General features: G+C 63.2%; 17 protein-coding genes and 1 tRNA gene. 11 read left to right on the plus strand and 7 right to left on the minus strand.

Annotated elements, in window-relative coordinates; all coding sequences use genetic code 11:
- Positions 1–47: 47 nt before the first annotated feature.
- From PJW05_RS19405 to pcsA, 3 genes are all read right to left on the minus strand, one after another.
- The gene (locus PJW05_RS19405; protein ID WP_271408597.1) at positions 48–1412 is read right to left on the minus strand and encodes a glutamine synthetase family protein; all 1365 of its coding nucleotides are present in this window, start codon (positions 1410–1412) and stop codon (positions 48–50) included.
- A 107-nt stretch (positions 1413–1519) separates the two neighbouring features.
- The gene (locus PJW05_RS19410; protein WP_271408598.1) at positions 1520–1729 is read right to left on the minus strand and encodes a hypothetical protein; all 210 of its coding nucleotides are present in this window, start codon (positions 1727–1729) and stop codon (positions 1520–1522) included.
- A gap of 214 nt (positions 1730–1943) precedes the next feature.
- Positions 1944–2666 (minus strand): phosphatidylcholine synthase, encoded by a 723-nt coding sequence (gene pcsA, locus PJW05_RS19415; RefSeq protein WP_271408599.1) that lies wholly within the window; start codon positions 2664–2666, stop codon positions 1944–1946.
- 261 nt (positions 2667–2927) lie between these two features.
- Here pcsA and PJW05_RS19420 point away from each other — a divergent pair, with 261 nt between their 5' ends.
- The 4 genes from PJW05_RS19420 to PJW05_RS19435 all read left to right on the plus strand — a co-directional run bounded on the left by PJW05_RS19420 (position 2928) and on the right by PJW05_RS19435 (position 5284).
- The gene (locus PJW05_RS19420; RefSeq protein ID WP_271408600.1) at positions 2928–3149 is read left to right on the plus strand and encodes a cysteine-rich CWC family protein; all 222 of its coding nucleotides are present in this window, start codon (positions 2928–2930) and stop codon (positions 3147–3149) included.
- On the plus strand, positions 3139–3831 hold the full coding sequence (locus PJW05_RS19425) for a pseudouridine synthase (protein WP_271408601.1): 693 nt from the start codon (positions 3139–3141) through the stop codon (positions 3829–3831). The genes PJW05_RS19420 and PJW05_RS19425 overlap by 11 nt, the downstream gene beginning before the upstream one ends.
- 399 nt (positions 3832–4230) lie before the next feature.
- On the plus strand, positions 4231–5112 hold the full coding sequence (locus PJW05_RS19430) for an alpha/beta fold hydrolase (RefSeq protein WP_271408602.1): 882 nt from the start codon (positions 4231–4233) through the stop codon (positions 5110–5112).
- A gap of 98 nt (positions 5113–5210) precedes the next feature.
- Positions 5211–5284: transfer RNA gene (locus PJW05_RS19435), tRNA-Gly, on the plus strand.
- A gap of 93 nt (positions 5285–5377) precedes the next feature.
- Here PJW05_RS19435 and PJW05_RS19440 read toward each other — a convergent pair.
- The 4 genes from PJW05_RS19440 to PJW05_RS19455 all read right to left on the minus strand — a co-directional run bounded on the left by PJW05_RS19440 (position 5378) and on the right by PJW05_RS19455 (position 9570).
- Positions 5378–5647, minus strand: a complete 270-nt coding sequence (locus tag PJW05_RS19440) for a helix-turn-helix domain-containing protein (RefSeq protein WP_271412265.1) — start codon at positions 5645–5647, stop codon at positions 5378–5380.
- Positions 5648–5823: 176 nt separating this feature from the next.
- The gene (locus PJW05_RS19445; RefSeq protein ID WP_271408603.1) at positions 5824–7212 is read right to left on the minus strand and encodes an aspartate aminotransferase family protein; all 1389 of its coding nucleotides are present in this window, start codon (positions 7210–7212) and stop codon (positions 5824–5826) included.
- 107 nt (positions 7213–7319) lie between these two features.
- On the minus strand, positions 7320–8813 hold the full coding sequence (locus PJW05_RS19450; RefSeq protein ID WP_271408604.1) for an aldehyde dehydrogenase: 1494 nt from the start codon (positions 8811–8813) through the stop codon (positions 7320–7322).
- Positions 8814–8892: 79 nt separating this feature from the next.
- The gene (locus tag PJW05_RS19455) at positions 8893–9570 is read right to left on the minus strand and encodes a type 1 glutamine amidotransferase (protein WP_271408605.1); all 678 of its coding nucleotides are present in this window, start codon (positions 9568–9570) and stop codon (positions 8893–8895) included.
- Between the two features lie 310 nt (positions 9571–9880).
- On the opposite strand from PJW05_RS19455, the gene PJW05_RS19460 reads away from it, so the two are divergent.
- From PJW05_RS19460 to PJW05_RS19490, 7 genes are all read left to right on the plus strand, one after another.
- Positions 9881–11095, plus strand: a complete 1215-nt coding sequence (locus tag PJW05_RS19460) for a cytochrome P450 (RefSeq protein ID WP_271408606.1) — start codon at positions 9881–9883, stop codon at positions 11093–11095.
- Between the two features lie 2 nt (positions 11096–11097).
- Positions 11098–12393, plus strand: a complete 1296-nt coding sequence (locus PJW05_RS19465) for an FAD-dependent oxidoreductase (RefSeq protein WP_271408607.1) — start codon at positions 11098–11100, stop codon at positions 12391–12393.
- On the plus strand, positions 12390–12830 hold the full coding sequence (locus PJW05_RS19470; protein ID WP_271408608.1) for a flavodoxin domain-containing protein: 441 nt from the start codon (positions 12390–12392) through the stop codon (positions 12828–12830). Before PJW05_RS19465 ends, PJW05_RS19470 begins: the two co-directional genes overlap by 4 nt.
- A 139-nt stretch (positions 12831–12969) precedes the next feature.
- Entirely contained in the window at positions 12970–13689 is a 720-nt protein-coding gene (locus tag PJW05_RS19475; protein WP_271408609.1) for a type 1 glutamine amidotransferase, read from the plus strand.
- A gap of 307 nt (positions 13690–13996) precedes the next feature.
- Positions 13997–15373, plus strand: a complete 1377-nt coding sequence (locus tag PJW05_RS19480; RefSeq protein WP_271408610.1) for a glutamine synthetase family protein — start codon at positions 13997–13999, stop codon at positions 15371–15373.
- The gene (locus PJW05_RS19485) at positions 15370–16092 is read left to right on the plus strand and encodes a substrate-binding periplasmic protein (protein WP_271408611.1); all 723 of its coding nucleotides are present in this window, start codon (positions 15370–15372) and stop codon (positions 16090–16092) included. The genes PJW05_RS19480 and PJW05_RS19485 overlap by 4 nt, the downstream gene beginning before the upstream one ends.
- Before the next feature lie 253 nt (positions 16093–16345).
- Positions 16346–17095 carry a FadR/GntR family transcriptional regulator gene (locus PJW05_RS19490; RefSeq protein WP_271408612.1) on the plus strand — a complete coding sequence of 250 codons (750 nt, stop codon included), beginning with the start codon at positions 16346–16348 and terminating at the stop codon, positions 17093–17095.
- Positions 17096–17147 lie beyond the last annotated feature (52 nt).

Here is a 17147-nt window from a genome sequence, read left to right on the forward strand (position 1 = left end):
TCGCGAATGAATTCGCCCCCACGAAAACAGAAACGATCTTCGTCGGTTCAGGCCTGGTTCAGGTACCAGCGCCAGTCCTGCTCGCCCACTTCGGACATGAACTGGCGGTACTCGGCGCGCTTCACGGCCAGGTAGACGCCGAGAAAAGCGGTGCCGAAGGCATCCCGCGCCCAGCTGGACTGCTCCAGCGCGCGCAGCGAGGTCAGCCACTCGGTGGGCAGCAGTTCCTTGGCCTGGGCATAGCCGTTGCCCTCGATGGGGTCGCCTGGGTCGAGGTTCTCGCGGATGCCTCGATGGATGCCGGCAAGGATGGCAGCGGCGGCCAGGTAAGGGTTGGCGTCAGCGCCGCAGATACGGTGCTCGATGTGCCGGCTGTTGGCCGGGCCGCCGGGCACGCGCAGGCTCACGGTGCGGTTATCCACACCCCAGGTGGGCGCCAGCGGCGCGTAGCTGTTGGCCTGGAAGCGGCGGTAGGAATTGGCGTTGGGGCAGAACAGCAGCAGCGAGTCCAGGAGGCTTTGCAGCATGCCGCCCACCGCCTGGCGCAGCAGCGGCGTTCCGGCGGGGTCTTCGCTGGCGAACAGATTGCGGCCTTCGGCGTCGGCCAGGCTCACGTGCATGTGCATGCCGGTGCCGGCGATCTCGGCAAAGGGCTTGGCCATGAAGCAGGCCTGCATGCCGTGAGCATGGGCCACGCCCTTGACCAGGCGCTTGTAGCGCACGGCCTGATCCATGGCTTCCAGGGCATCGCCGTGCTCCAGGGTGATTTCCACCTGGCCGGGGGCGTACTCGGAAATGGCGGTGCGCGCCGGAATGCCCTGGGCCTTGCAGGCGGCATAGAGATCGGCAAGGAACGGCTCGATCTGTTCCAGCTCACGCAGGCCGTACACCTGGGTACCGCGCGGACGATGACCGTCGGCATCCAATGCCGGCTGCGGGCGGCCATCGGCGTCGCGTTTCTGGTCCAGCAAGTAGAACTCCAGCTCGCAGGCCATCACCGGGTGATAGCCATCGGCCTTGAGGCGCTCGATCACCTCCACCAGTACATGGCGCGGGTCGGCGATGGCCGCGGGCATGCCTTCCTGCGGGTGCATGCTCACCTGCACAGCCGCAGTGGGCATCTTGCGCCAGGGCAGGCGCACCAGGCTGCCGGCCAGCGGGTAGGCGCGGCAGTCGATGTCGCCCACATCCCAGACCAGCCCGGAGTTTTCCACATCCTCGCCGTGCAGGGTCAGGCCAAGGATGGTGCTCGGCAGCGGCCGGCCGCTGTCGTAGACGGCCAACAGCTCGTCGCGGTGCAGCAGCTTGCCGCGCGGCACGCCGTTGGCGTCGAGAATGAAGAGTTCGAAGACATCGATGTCCGGGTTCTGCTCAAGGAAATCCTGGGCTTCCTGCACGCTGGCAAAGGTCATGGCGCTCTCTTTAGTGCCGCAGGGCACGCAAACAGCCCTCGCCATCTGGGGCAAGGGACAGCAATCTCGTTCTGGGGGAGGTTTGGCCACCTCGTCGGTGGCCGGAATCAGGCGCGGGCGCTATCCGGCGGACGAGCGTGACGGCAGTGCCAAAGCGCCCAGAAGGCGAGTTCGAGCGGCAGGGAGATCAGGAGACGGGAGGCCCACTTGCGGAAGAACTGGACCTTGGGTGCGACTCCGGGAGCACCACGCGCGGCGCGCACCGGCCCGAGGGGCGTGGCGGCCAGCAGCGATTGGTGCGGAGTGGGACAACCCATGGGGGAAAGCCGTGTTATTGGAATGCCCGGCAGGCTCGCACGGCGTCAAGGGTGATTAAAATTCAGGTTTTCCTATCTTTGGTTCAGTGACGGCTAAACAATTCCAACCGCTGTCTCCCTGCCTGCTCTCCGTTTCCATCGAGCGAGGCAGGAGTCCCGTCGGCTCGCGACGCGCTGCAGCATCCGCGCGGCGTGGCTCTGTGAGCGTGGGTCGTCAGGCCTTCAGCTTGTGGGTCCAGTCCAGCAGGCTGCGCCACAGGCAGATGCCCACGAAGTAGGCCGAGGCGAACCACCAGATGCCCAGCACCAGGGATTTGTAGAAAGGGTGCTGGAGGATGAGGAACATGCTGCTGATCATCCACACGAAGGTGACCACTATGTTCAGCGGCATCAGCTTGCGCACCCGGAAAGGGTGGAGGAACTTCAGCCTGGTCAGGGTCAGCGCGGCCAGGAAGCAGATCAGCAGCAGGCTCACCACCGGCAGCGGTTCGATGATCCAGACATACAGCGCCACCACGTTCCACGCCGCGGGGAAGCCGACGAAGTAGTTGTCGCTGCTCTTCATGTTCAGGTTGCAGAAGCAGAACAGCGACGACACCAGGATCAGGCTCACCGCCACCAGCGCCGTGTGCTCGGGCAGGTCGATGTAGCGGTAGATGAAGATCGCCGGGATGAACACGTAGGTGAGGTAATCGATTACCAGGTCCAGGGTGGAGCCGTCGAAATTCGGCAGCATGGTGCTGGTTTGCACCCGGCGGGCAAGTGTGCCATCGAGGCCGTCCACCAGCAGCGCGGCACCGAGCCAGAGCAGGCAATCGCGGGGCTGATTGTCGAACAGCGCGAGAATGGCCATCAGGGCCAGTACGACGCCGGTGGCGGTGACACCATGAGCCGACCAGGCCTTGGCTTTGTTGACGACAGTGATGTTGGTGGACACGAGGCAGCTCTGCTCTGAATGTGGGTGACAGAATCGATAGACCGCGATTATGCGTCAGCTTCTCAGGGGTCTTCAGACTTTGTGAATCCGGCCTTGTCGCTTTCCGGCATCTTCACCTTTCTATTCGAGCCTAGGCGATCCGCGCCGGACAGCAACGCCGGCCACCGCGCGATCATCGGGAAAATGGCGCCCATCGGCGCGGACTTGCAGCCCGGCCCCGCAGGCTTCACCCTTGCGCCCTTGCCACCCTGAAGCCGCCTCATGAACACCCCATCCGACCCCGCCCGCTGCCCGCTCTGCGGCCAGAGCAACCAGTGCAGCCTGGCCGACCCGGCCCGTGCCGACATGGATTGCTGGTGCTTCTCGGCGAAGATCGACCCGGCCGTGCTCGAATCCATCCCGCCACAGGACATCGACCGCGCCTGCCTCTGCCCGCGCTGCGCCCAGGCCCTGCCCCCAACGCACCAAACTGATGCGCCTTGATCGATTCTTGAGCAATTTTCCCGAGCTCAGCCGCCTCGATGCGCGCCTGGCGCTGGCCGCCGGTCGGGTTCGGGTGGATGGGCGGCCGGTGGCCGACGGACGTCACGAGGTCCGCGAATTCAACCGCATCGAACTGGATGAACGCCTGCTCCAGGCCGGCAAGCCGGCCCGCTACTTCATGCTCTACAAGCCGTCCGGCCATGTCAGCGCCACCGAACACCCGGAACATCCCACGGTGCTCGACCTGCTCGACGAGCCGGACAAGCACGAGCTGCACCTGGGCGGACGCCTGGACCTCACCACCACCGGCCTGCTGCTGATTACCAACGACGGGCACTGGTCGCGCCGCCTCACCCTGCCCGGCAGCAAGCAACCCAAGGTCTACTACGTGGAAACCGAGGACCCCATCGCCGACGAATGCGTCCGGACCTTCGCCCAAGGGCTCTATTTCGCCTACGAAGGCCTCACCACCCTCCCCGCCCAGCTGGACATCCTCGGCACCCGCGCCGCCCGCCTGACCCTCCATGAGGGTCGCTACCACCAGGTCAAACGCATGTTCGGCCACTTCCGCAATCGCGTCGTGCGACTACACCGCGAAAGCGTCGGACCGCTGAAACTGGACCCGCACATGCAGCCGGGCGACTACCGGTCACTTACCGATGCGGAAGTGGCCTGCTTTTAGCTTGATCCTCCTCGAGTCACATCGGGATCGAAATAACCCGACGAACTGCAAGAATTTTTCCTTTCAATGAACTTGCGGGTGAAAAGATGGCCTGCTTAAATCGGACACAAGGTCAAAGCGTGACCAAAGAGTCAGCCTGGCCGTCTAAGCGTTCCCTGCGATTCCTTGTGCTCTGCACGCGTAGGTTCCCTGCCTGGTTAGAAGACGCTCTCCGACGCCCTTCAACGCGCCGGAGCCCATCGTCTTTTCTCGAACTAACCGCCTGAAAAATAAAGAATTTTTAAAATCTTCGCCTGACACTTGTTTGTCATCGAAAGGCGTTTTCCTACTGCCAAGACTTAGAGCGGGCCAAGCCGTTGAGAGGGCTCGCATGACCCATCTGCGCCAGGAGGAAACGACATGAGGCCGGAAACCGCCATCGTCGAGATTCACAGCCAGTACAAGGTTCACACGGAGTTCTACGGCAACCCAGAAGCCAAGGAGACCATCATTCTGGTCAATGGCTCCTTGTCGACGACCGCCTCGTTCGCGCAGACAGTGAAATACCTGCAACCGCACTTCAACGTCGTGCTCTTCGACGAGCCCTATGCCGGCCAGTCCAAGCCGCATAACGACAACACCCGCTTCATCAGCAAGGAGACCGAGGCCGACATCCTCCTCCACCTGATCGAGCACTTCCGGGTGGACTACCTGATGTCCTTCTCCTGGGGCAGCGTCTCCGCCCTGCTCGCCCTGGCCCAGTGCCCGGCACGCATCAAGAAGGCCGTCGTCACCTCCTTCTCGCCCATCCTCAACGAACCGATGATGGACTACCTCACCCGCGGCCTGGATTGCCTGGCAACCATCGACCGCGACGCGGTGGGCAATCTGGTGAACAACACCATCGGCAAGCACCTGCCGGGCTTGTACCAGCGCTTCAACCACAAGCACTGCGCCAACCTGGACGAACACGAATACCTGCAGATGCACCACCACATCCGTCAGGTGCTGAACATGGACTCGCGCTGCTACGTGGATTGCCTGGTCAACGTCGACATCCCGCTGCTGTTCATCAACGGCGATCGCGACGAGTACACCTCCGCCGAAGACGCCCGCCACTTCGCCAAGCACGTGCGCGATTGCCAGTTCGCCATCATCGACAACGCCGGCCACTTCGTCGACGTCGAGAACAAGGCCGGCTGGCTGCAGACCCAGCAAGCCATGCTGGGCTTCCTCAAGACTTCGGCCAATCAGGGCAAGGCTCGCCCGCAGGTCGCCGACTACCAGGCCATGGCCGTTTGAACGCGTGGCCGCCCGGGCGTGTGCAAGTATCTTTCAGTAACTTGTGACCGCCCCGGGCTTCACCTCGCCCGCCGCTTCTGGTAAAAAGAGCACCCTTCGCGGGCGTCGTATAATGGCATTACCTGAGCTTCCCAAGCTCATGACGAGGGTTCGATTCCCTTCGCCCGCTCCAAAATCCCCTGACTAAGCCCCTGATTTATGGGGTTTTTTCGTTTCTGGGGCTTGGTGGTGTCGAAGAAGTGTCGAAATCGACCCGCCCACAGGCTCAGTGAGACAGTGCCTGGATGACGTGCTTAGGGTCGTTGTGGATGGCCCGCAGCAGTGCTTTGGCCGGGCCAGTGGGTTCGCGTCGACCCTGTTCCCAATTGCGCAACGTGCCGAGCTGCACATCGATCATCGCCGCGAACTTGGCCTGGGTCAGGCCGGTGGCCTTGCGGATTTCCTTCACCTGCAGCGCGTCGACTGTGAACTCCCGCGAGGGCTTGCGCTCGCCACGGTGGATCTCTCGACCCGCGAAAGCTAATAGACAGACAATGAAAAACGCCGCGCCCCCTCTTGGGAGCGCAGCGCTTTTCTTAAGTGAACAGCTTTAATACCTGGAGCGGACTTTCAACCAATCCTGCGTTCGTCGAAAAGGCCCCGCGGATGCGGGGCTAAGCAGGGATGACTGATTGGCGGCCACATGGGCTCGATCAACCGGGCCACTTGCTCTCAAGACGTCCGCATACGGCTGTGGTCGAACCAGCGCTCGGTGTCATCAAGGGCACGGCCAAAGGTCTCCAACATGAGCTGGATCTCCGACTTTGTAGCGATAAGGGGTGGACAGAATGCAATCGAGTCGCCCATCGCCCGGGTGATCATGCCGTGCTCCTGGGCACGTCCGGCCAGGTAGCGGCCCAGCCTGCCAAGCGCATCCATTGGTGCCCTGGTTTCACGATTGGCGACCAGTTCCACGGCGGCAATCAGGCCGCAGCCACGCACTTCGCCCACCAGGGGGTGGTCGGCGAAGTGGGACAACCCGACCTGAAGCCGTTCGCCCATTTCGGCAGCGTGCTCGACCAGGCGTTCTTCATGGATAACCTTGATGTTCTCCAGTGCCACGGCGGTGGCAACCGGGTGACCACTCCCGGTGAACCCGTGTCCGAGCGTACCGAGGGCGTGGCTCTGGTCGGCGATACCCTGAAAGACTGCGTCGTTGATCAGGATGGCCGCAATGGGCTGGTACGAGGACGACAACTGCTTGGAGACGACCATGACATCCGGCCGGATGCCGAACGTCTCGCTGCCGAACATCCTGCCGGTACGCCCGAATCCGCAGATGACTTCGTCGGCGACAACCAGTATGTCGTACTTGCGGCACACGGCCTGGATCTTGCTCCAGTAGGTACGCGGCGGCACGATCACGCCACCGGCCCCCATCAGCGGCTCGCCGTAGAACGCCGCTATGGTTTCAGGGCCTTCCCGCAGAATGACGCTCTCCAGTTCGGCCGCCAGGCGATCCGCGAACTGCTCTTGGGTTTCGTCCGGCTTGGCGTAGCGGTAATGGTGCGGGCAGCTGACGTGTAGGAAACCGGACAACGGCACGTCGAATCCACGCTGGTTGGCGGACAGGCCGGTGAGGCTGGCACTGACGGTGGTGATGCCGTGGTAGGCGTTCAGGCGGCTGATGAACTTCTTCTTGGCCGGCTTGCCGAGGGCGTTGTTGCGGTACCAGATCATCTTCACGACGGTGTCGTTGGCTTCCGATCCCGAGTTGGTGAAGAAGACCTTGCTCATCGGTACGGGCGCGAGCTCGATCAGCTTTTCGGCCAGTTCGATGCTAGGGGCATGCGCCTTGTGACTGAACAGGTGATAGAACGGCAACGTGCGCAGCTGCTGCTCCGCCGCCTTGATCAGGCGCTCGTTGCTGAATCCCAGCGCCACGCTCCAGAGCCCCGACATGGCCTCCAGGTAGCGCTTGCCCTGGGTGTCAAAGACGTAGACGCCCTCTCCACGCTCGATGATCAGCGGCCCGACTTCCTGATGCAACCGGGCGTCGGTGTAGGGATGGAGTTGATGCTGGACGTCCTTCTCGGCGAGGGAAGGTTTTGGCTGGTTCATGAAACGGGACTCCGGGGGACTGGACTCGGGCAGGCCCGCCAAGGCGCCGGAGGAGGATCTCCGGCCCTTAATCGAGCCATTTATCGCGGGCGGTCGGAGCTCGTTGTTCAGAGCTTGATCCAAGTCGCTTTCAGCTCGGTGTACTTGTCGAACGCGTGCAGCGACTTGTCGCGGCCGTTGCCGGACTGCTTGAAGCCGCCGAAGGGCGCGGTCATGTCGCCGCCGTCGTACTGGTTGATCCAGACGCTGCCGGCGCGCAGGGCCTTGCCGATCAGGTGGGCGCGGGACAGGTTGCTGGTCCACACCGCCGCGGCCAGGCCGTAGATGGTGTCGTTGGCGATGGCGACCGCTTCGGCGTCGCTGTCGAAGGCGATCACCGACAGCACCGGGCCGAAGATTTCTTCCTTGGCGATGCGCATGGCGTTGTCCACGCCGTCGAAGATGGTCGGCTCGACGTAGGTGCCGCCGGTTTCTTCCAGCACGCGCTTGCCGCCAGCCACCAGCTTGGCGCCGTCGTCATGGCCGGCCTGGATGTAGGACAGCACGTTGTTCATCTGGGTGGTGTCCACCAGGGCGCCGACGTTGGTCGCCGGGTCCAGCGGGTTGCCCGGTTTCCAGGCCTTGATCGCTTCGACCACCATGGGCACGAACTTGTCCTTGATGGAGCGCTCCACCAGCAGGCGCGAACCGGCGGTGCAGACTTCGCCCTGGTTGAAGGCGATGGCGCCCGCAGCGGCTTCGGCGGCGGCCTGCAGGTCAGGGGCGTCGGCGAAGACGATGTTCGGGCTCTTGCCGCCGGCTTCCAGCCAGACGCGCTTCATGTTGGATTCGCCGGCGTAGATCATCAGTTGCTTGGCGATCTTGGTGGAGCCGGTGAACACCAGGGTGTCGACGTCCATGTGCAGGGCCAGGGCCTTGCCCACGGTATGGCCGAAGCCCGGCAGCACGTTGAACACACCGGCCGGGATGCCGGCTTCGATGGCCAGTTGGGCGATGCGGATACCGGTCAGCGGCGACTTCTCGGACGGCTTGAGGACGATGGAGTTGCCGGTGGCCAGGGCCGGGCCGAGCTTCCAGCAGGTCATCAGCAGGGGGAAGTTCCACGGCACGATGGCGGCGACCACGCCCACCGGCTCGCGGGTCACCAGGCCCAGCTCGTTGTGCGGGGTGGCGGCGACTTCGTCGTAGATCTTGTCGATGGCCTCGCCGCTCCAGCGGATGGCGCGGGACGCGGACGGGACGTCGACACTCAGGGAATCACCGATCGGCTTGCCCATGTCCAGGGTTTCCAGCAGGGCCAGCTCCTCGGCATGGGCGTCGATCAGCTCGGCGAAGCGGATCATCACCGCCTTGCGCTTGACCGGTGCCAGGCGCGACCACACGCCGGATTCGAACACCGCGCGGGCATCCTTCACCGCCAGCTCGGCGTCGGCCAGGTCACAACTGGCGACCTTGCCCAGCAGGCGGCCATCGACCGGGCTGATGCAGTCGAAGGTCTCGCCGGAAACGGCGTGGGTGTACTCGCCATGGATGAAGGCGCGAGTCTCGATCTGCACGGACTTGGCGCGTTGTTCCCAGTCAGCACGGGTCAGGGTGGTCATGGAGCTTTCCTCTTGTAGTGATACGGCATCGCTAGATGTCCCCGAACGGTCACCGATCCGGGATTTACCGAGGCAGGCCTCAGATGTGGTTCAGGAAGTCGTGGAGCAACTCCATGCAGTTGGCGCGGTTTTCCGGCTCACGAGCCTCGATCTCCATGCGCATGCGCTCTGGCAGATCGCCGGCCGACGCAAGGAACTTCCGCCCCTCCTCGGTTTCGCGCCAGTAGGCGGTCCAGGTATCGAACATCCGTGCATCGATTTCGGGATGGAACTGCACGCCCATCGCGCGCCCAATGCGATAGGCCTGCGCCGCCAGCTCGGTCTTGCCCAGCAGCGTGGCGCCGGGTGGGGGCGTGAAGGCGTCGAAGTGGAAGTTCAGCCAAGGCCCCTTGTGGGCCCAGCCATCGGGGGTCTCCAAGGTCGTCCAGCCGATTTCCGGCGCCACGTTCCGATAGACCTGCCCCCCCAACGCACGGGCCAGCAGCTGGCTGCCGAAGCAGATTCCCAAGGTCGGCACGCCCCGCGCCTGCACCGCCTGAAGCCACGCCAGCTCAGGGGCGAGCCAGGGCAGCCGGTGGTCGTAGGCGGACTCGGGACTGCCCATCACAACAGCCATCTCCAGACTCACCGGATCCGGCAGCCCAGCGGAAACCGGGGTGACGTCCAGGCGGATACCGAGATCGGCGAACAGGTCCGGGAGGCTGCCGGCCACGTCGGTTTCGGAATGGATAATGGCTACGGCGCGGGCTGGTTTCATGGGAGGTCCTTGGCAGAATAAATCTTATGAAACCATATCTTAAAGATTTTATTCTGCCAATGCCCACCATAAATCACCTTCTCAGCCCCCACCCGTAGACGTTCAAGGGGGCCTAATCCACCTTTCGCTCAACGCTTTCAGACTGAGGGCGGCAAAAACTCTATTGAAAGATATGAAACCATATTTTAAATTGAAGACATCCCCTCCCAGGGGAAGGCCACCCGAGGCCTTGCCGGGAGGAACAAACGGCATAGCGCTGAGCCCGAAAGGGGCCGCCCCAGAAGCCTTTAACAAGATCGGAGGTGTCTAAATGTCATCCAGTGCCCCAACCACACTCGAGGCCGCGCCATATCTTGATGTGGCCGATCCGTCCTTCTCCATGCGCTCCGAGGCGGTTGCCCGGGCGCGCGAGCAGAGCTGGTTCGCCCGCACGCCCTATGGCATCGCGGTGCTGCGCTACAACGAAGTGAACGCCCTGATCCGTGACCAGCACCTGCGCCAGGGCAGCTATGCCTGGCCCGCCCATAACAAGGCGACCGGCAGCTTCGCGGATTGGTGGGTGCGCATGCTGCTGAGCCGCGAAGGGGCCGATCACTCCCGTCTGCGGCGCCTGGCCAATCCGGCCTTCTCGCCCAAGCTGGTGCGCAAGATGACCCCCGAATTCCAGGAAATGGCCAATGAGATCATCGATGGCTTCATCGATGCCGGCCAATGCGAGTTCGTCTCCCAGTTCTCCGAACCCTATGCGACCCAGGTCATCTGCTCGCTGCTGGGCCTGCCCCGCAGTGAATGGCGCGGCCTGGCCGAACTGGCGGTGGATATGGGCCTGGCCCTGGGCGTGACCTTCAAGCAGGACGAAGCCCGAATCAACGCGGCTACCGACAAGATGTACGGCTATGCGAAGACGGCGGTCGAGACCCTAAAGCGCAACGGCCTCGGCGAGGACTTCCTGAGCATGCTGGTGAGGGCCAACGAAGAAGACAAGGCAGCCCTGAGCGACCAGGAGCTGTACGACATGATCATCCTCGCCATCTTTGGCGGCATCGATACCACGCGGAACCAGATCGCCCTGGCCATGGACACCTTTGTTCAGCACCCCGACCAATGGAAGCTGCTCGGGGAGCAACCCGACCTGGCCCGGGCCGCCGTCGAAGAAGTGATGCGCGTACGCCCCACCGTTACCTGGGTTACCCGCGAGGCCCTCGAAGACTTCAATTTCCAGGGCCTGGACATCCGCAAGGGCACCACCGTCCACCTTTTCAGCCAGGCCGCCGGCACTGATCCGAAAGCCTTCGAGAACCCCGGCTTCGATATCACCGCCAAACGCCAACCGCACTTCGGCTTCGGCGCCGGCGCCCACCACTGCATCGGCCACTTCATCGCCCGCGGCGACATGACCGAGGCCCTGAGCCTGCTCGCCCAGCGCCTGCGTAATCCGACCTACAACGGCGAGGTCAAATGGCTGCCCGACAGTGGCAATACCGGCGCCATTAGCATGCCGCTCTCGTTCGACCGAGGACTCTAAGCATGGCCAACCCAACAGTGGCGATAGTCGGCACGGGCCCATCGGGCTGCTACGTGGCCCAGGCCCTTCGCAAGGCGTGGCCCGGGGCGGAGATCGCGATGTTCGACCGGCTGCCCGTGCCCTACGGACTCGTGCGCTATGGAGTCGCCCCCGACCACTCCGGCACCAAGTCGGTCATCCGCCAGTTCGAGCGCCTGTTCGAACGGGAACACGTCCGCTTCATCGGCAACCTGGAGATAGGCAAGGATCTTCCACTGGAGGAGCTGCGTCGCGCCTACGACATAGTCGTGCTCGCCACCGGCCTCTACGGCGACCGCCGGCTGAGCATCCCGGGTGACGATCTGGAACGGATCTACGGAGCAGGCCGCATGACCCGCCTGCTCAACGACCATCCCGACGAAGTGGATTTCGTTCCGCGACTGGGTAGACGCACGGTAATCGTGGGCAACGGCAACGTCGCCATCGATCTGCTTCGACTGCTGACCAAGTCCCATGACGAGTTCGAGGGTTCCGACCTCTCGGACGAGTCCCTCGCCCAACTGCTGTCTGCTCCTCTCGACGCCATCGACATCGTCGGGCGCTCGCCGGCGGCGCTGGCCAAGTTCGACACCGTGATGGTTAAGGAGCTGGCCAGGCTGGCCAACGTGCGCTTCGAAATCGGTGCGGGCTCCACGTTGGAACCGGCCACGAGCGCCCAGGAGCAGGCGAAGATCGAGGCAATCCTGGCCCTGCGAGAAGCGGGCAGCCAGGCGATGCCACGGCATACGACCGTGACCTTCCACTTCGGTTGGGTGCCCGAGGCGATCCACGGCGAGGAAAGGGTCGAGGCGATTTCCTTCGTCTCCGCCGATGGCTCGGGCCAGCACATTCGCCTGGAAGCCGACAGCGTAGTAACCGCCATCGGCTTCCAGGAACAGGCAGGCACTGGACTGAACCGGGACGCGCTGTCCAGCGAAACCACGGACATCGACTCGGGGTTCTTGGCCAGCGGCCTCTATTGCGCCGGTTGGTTCAGGCGCGGCCCGCGTGGAACCATCCCGGAGAACCGGGCCGACGCCAAAGCGATTGCCGACAACATCGTCCAAGCCGTCTCCGACGGCGCGCTGGCGATCGGCAAGCCGGGATATTCCGCCATCCCCGATGCCGTGAAGGAGCATCTGGTTGATTACCAGGGCTGGAAACGCATCGATAAAGCCGAGCTTAGCAACGCCCCCGGCGGGCGCGTTCGCCGCAAGGTAAGAACCAGAACCGACATGCTGAGCATCGCTCACGAGAACCTCCCGGGAGTCCAACAATGAACATTCAAGTCCTCTTCGGAACCGAGACCGGAAACGCGGAAATGGTCGCCGACGACATCGTCGACGCGCTGGCCCATGAGGTGGCGATCTCGGCAACGGACATGTCCAGGTTCGAGGTCAGCGCGCTGAACGACGATACGTTCTACATCATCGTCTGCTCCACCTACGGCGACGGCGAACTGCCGAACTCCGCCCAACCCTTCTTCACGGCACTGGAAAACGGCAAGCCGGACCTTTCGGGGCTGCGCTTCGCGGTCTTCGGACTGGGCGACAGCTTCTACGCCACCTTCAACCGCGGCAGCGAGATCATCGCCGAACGCCTGGTGGCCCTAGGTGGCCAGCAAGTGGGCGAGCGTGGCGTGCACGATGCCTCCAGCGGTGAACTGCCCGGCGATATCGCGATGCAGTGGGCCAAGGAAATCCTCGCGGCGATCTGACTGCCCCACGCCGTTCGCCGCCAGTGCCCCGGCGCGTCGGGCGGCGTCCCCCCCCAATAGAATATCGATATCCTCCATCTACCTCCGCGAAGCCAAGGCGGCGACGAACGCGCGACCGGGCCCTGACAGAAGGTGAACCATGACCTCCAACACACTCAGAATCTGCATTCTCGAGAACGGACAGACACCGGACGACCTCGTCGGAGAGTTCGGTTCCTACCCCTCGATGATCGAACGCTGGATCGCCCCCTTCCTGCCCGAAGCCACATTCACCTACCTGTCGCCGGTCCGGGGCGAAGCCCTGCCCGATCCCGATGCGTTCGATGGCTACATCCTCTCCGGCTCCAAGTACAGCACCTATGAACGCGCGCCGTGGATGCTGGACCTCATCGCCTTCCTGCAGGCGCTCAAGGCACGGGCCATCCCGGTCTTCGGCATCTGCTTCGGCCACCAGATCATGGCCGACGCCTACGGCGGCAAGACCACCAAGGCCAGCAACGGCTGGGGGGTTGGCGCCCAGCACTACGAATACACGGAAGGTGCCGGCCCGACGGCAGCGCCCGCTTACATCTTCCACCAAGACCAAGTGACCACCCTGCCTCCGGGCGCGACCTGCATTGGAGGCTCCCTCCACTGTCTTAACGGTGTGATTTCATATGATTTTCCGGCCCTCTCGGTACAGTATCACCCCGAGTTCACGGCCGCATACATCCACGCCCTGGCGACCAAGTACCGCGGTTCGCTGTTGCCGGAAACCATCTCCCAAGGTGCGCTGGACAGTATCGAAAGTCTGGAAGTCGACAACCGCCAGATATCCAACTGGGCCGCTTCGTTCTTCCTCGAACACGCCCAACGCTGATTCCACAGGGCCTGGCCGCTTCGCTCGCGCCCTCCTGGCGAGCGCAGTCATTCTTTGCCGGCCCACGTATTCCGCACTGATCGATTGAGTGCTGCGGACGCATTTCTGCGTTTCTGCAGTCTTCCACTCACCTCCTGAACCTGGCTTATCCCTCCATTCATCTCGTAAAAAATCTGTTGAAAGATATAAAACCATATTTTAAATTTAAATCACTCCTGCCGAGTACCACCCAACGTCACCCGAGCAGGAGTAACAAGAATCAAGCAGCTGCAGAGCCTTGCGAACGCTGCGCCAGAGGAGAACTCGAATGACAGCGCTAGACCTTCACCGGGAACACAACACCAGCTCCAGCTCAGCCCAGGAGCTCGCGGCTCGAATCCGCGAGAGCGGCGTCGAGTACCTCTACTACCAGGTGGTGACCCTTTCTGGTCGCGTGATCGCCAAGGTCGTCCCGGCCAAACATCTGCTGCGCAACCTCGAGAAGGGCGTGCAGTTCCACCGCACAGCGATCTCCGACCTGCAGACCTCCCGCTCCGGCGAGCTGCTCGGCGGTGGCGCCCAGGCCGCCGAGTTCACCGCCCTGCCTGATATCGGTAGCTTCCAGGTACTGCCCTGGGACCGCTCCATCGGCGCCTTCTTCTGCCGCCTGTACGAACCCGATCACCGTGTCGAGAACGGCGGCGCGCCTCTGGCGACCGACGCCCGCGGCCACCTGATCCGCTCCCATGAGGCCTTCATCAAGGAAACCGGCCTGCGCCTGAAGTCTGGTTGCGAGCCGGAAATGACCTGGTTCGGCGAGAAGCTGGAAGTACAGGTGCGTCCGGGTGCAAGCCCGGCCTATCACCTAGGTAACCTCGAACTGATGCGCCCGATCTTCAAGCGCGTCATGGAATACGCCGGCGCCATGGACCTGGACATGATCGAAGGCGACTACGAGGACCCGGGCCAGCTCGAGCTGAACTGGATGTTCGATTCCTGCGAACTGACCGCCGACCGCCTGATGACCTACCGCCTGATCTGCCGCCAGGTGGCCCGCGAGTTCGGCGTGACCGCCAGCTTCATGCCGAAGCCGAGCACCGGCAGCATGGGCAATGGCTGCCACCACAACGTCAGCCTGTGGAAAGGTGACCAGAACGTCCTGGCCGAGCCGGGCCGTCGCGAACTGCACCTGACCGAAACCGGCCTGCACGCCCTCGGCGGCATGCTGTCCCACGCCCCGGGCTCGATGATGGTCATGGCCTCGACCGTGAATTCCTACAAGCGCTTCTGGGACACCGGCCAGTTCGCCCCCACCCGCATCAACTGGGGCATGGACAACAAGACCTGCACCGTGCGCCTGTCCGCCAACGGCCGCCTGGAATACAAGCTCCCCGATGCCAGCGTGAACCCCTACCTGTCCCACACCCTGCTGCTGGCCGCGATGCTCGACGGCCTGCGCAACCGGATTGATCCGGGCCCGTCCGAAAACAAAGACAGCTACGTCGAAGGCGGCAGCGCGTCGTGGCGCCTGCCACTGACCCTGGGTGAGGCCGTCCAGGCATTCGACCAGGACGAGGTGATCCGCAATGCCGTCCCCGCCGAGATGAGCAAGCTCTACCGCGACCTGAAGGCCGACGAGTGGGCGCGCTCCTGCGGCGTGGTCACCGACTGGGAACGAAAGATGTACCTGGACTACCTGCCATGAATACGACCATCAATGACACTCCGAACGAACTGCGGATCATCTGCTGTGACCTGCCGGCACCACCGCTGTTCTGGAAGGACGACAGGGGCTACCGGCACGGCTACGAGTCGGATCTCGGCCGCCTGCTGGCAAGCACTCTGGGCATCCCCTACTCATTCGCCTATCAGAGCTGGGCTGACTTCTACCCGGCTCTGCAGGCCGGCAAAGGCGAGATCGTGCTGTGCGGCCAGGGTATTTCCGACTACCGCAAGACACTGGCCGACTTCACCGAGCCCTACGCGGTGTTCGACGAGGCGGTGATGGTGTTGCGCGGCAGCAATGTCCGTAGCCCGGCCGACCTGGTGGGCAAGAGGGTCGGGGCCATAGCCAACAGCCTGAACATGGCGCTGGCCGAGACCTTCACCGGCTGCATCTGCGTCCCCTTCGGCGGCGACAGTGACGATGTGCTGGGGGATATGGTTCAGGCCCTGCGCGACGGCAACATCGATGCCTTCGTCGACGACGATGTGGCGCTGGTGCCTCTCACCGAAGAGACCGACTTGGCCATCGGTTTCAGCGTACCGACGCAGAACCGTTGGGGGATCGCGGTGAAGAAAGATAATGGCGAGCTTCTCGCCCGAGTAGACCAGGCACTGGCGACGGTGAAGGCCAACGGGCAACTGGAGCAGATCTGGCGCAAGTGGATGCCATCCCTGGTCTACCCGTTCCGTAACGACTGACGCAGCCTCACCCTGCGCTCAGTTGGTCGGAGCCCGATGTCACCAGATAGGCTTTTTGAGGCCGCTCCCCGCCGGGGAGCGGCCTTTTTTGATGACAAGAACAACCAAGACATCTGGAAAGAGGTTACAACGATGTGAACGAGGGAAACTCTGGTAAATTTCCAGGCGCATCGAGTGCACACAGACGGAGGATGGGCATGGGGGGATTGTCACCTGGCAGCAGGTGAAGGTACTTCAGGCCGGCAGAATGGGTATGAATGAAACCACGAGCGCACGTACAGCCTCTTTCATGCGGCTGCGCCAGGAAGGGCGAACCGAAGAAGTGGTGCGCCGCCTGATTGAAGTGATCGACCTCGGCCTGTTCGCCGAAGGTGAGCAACTGCCTAGCGAAAGCGAATTGGCGATGCAGTTCGGCGTCGCCACCGTAACGCTCCGCGAAGCCCTGGCCTACCTGCGCGAGCGTGGGCTGATCGAAACCCGGCGCGGCCGCAACGGCGGCAGCTTTATATGCCCGCCCGTGGAAATCTCGGAAGAACTCCTCTTCGCCCGTCTGGCCGAGATGAGCGCCCTGGAGCTGCGCGACCTCTGCGATGAGCACGTCGCCATCTCCGGTACGGCGGCACGACTGGCCGCCAAGCGCTCGGCCCAGGAACACCACGCCCGGCTCGAGCACTACATCCGAGCCCTGGGCGGTGCGACGACGCGGATGGAAAGGCGCCGCGCGGATGCACGCTTCCATATCGAGATCGCCGTGGCCGCGCAATCCGTTCGGCTGACCCATGCCGAGATGAGCCTGCAGGCGGAAATCGGCGAGCTGTTGTGGATCCCGGTTTCGGGCGCCCAGAGCCCCGAAGCGGTGCAGCAAGAACATCGTGCCATCGCCGACGCCATCGTTGCCGGTGACGCCAACTTGGCCGGCGCCTTGGCAGAAGCCCATGTCACCCGCGGCATCAAAAGGCTTATAGATATGAGGCTGAATCTTTTAGCCCAAGAAGAAGAGTAGCTGGCACACCACTTGCTGCCTGTTTCTGGAGCAAGAATGTTCCGGGATTGTG

The organism is Pseudomonas sp. Q1-7 (genome assembly GCF_028010285.1).
Taxonomy (GTDB): Bacteria; Pseudomonadota; Gammaproteobacteria; order Pseudomonadales; family Pseudomonadaceae; genus Metapseudomonas.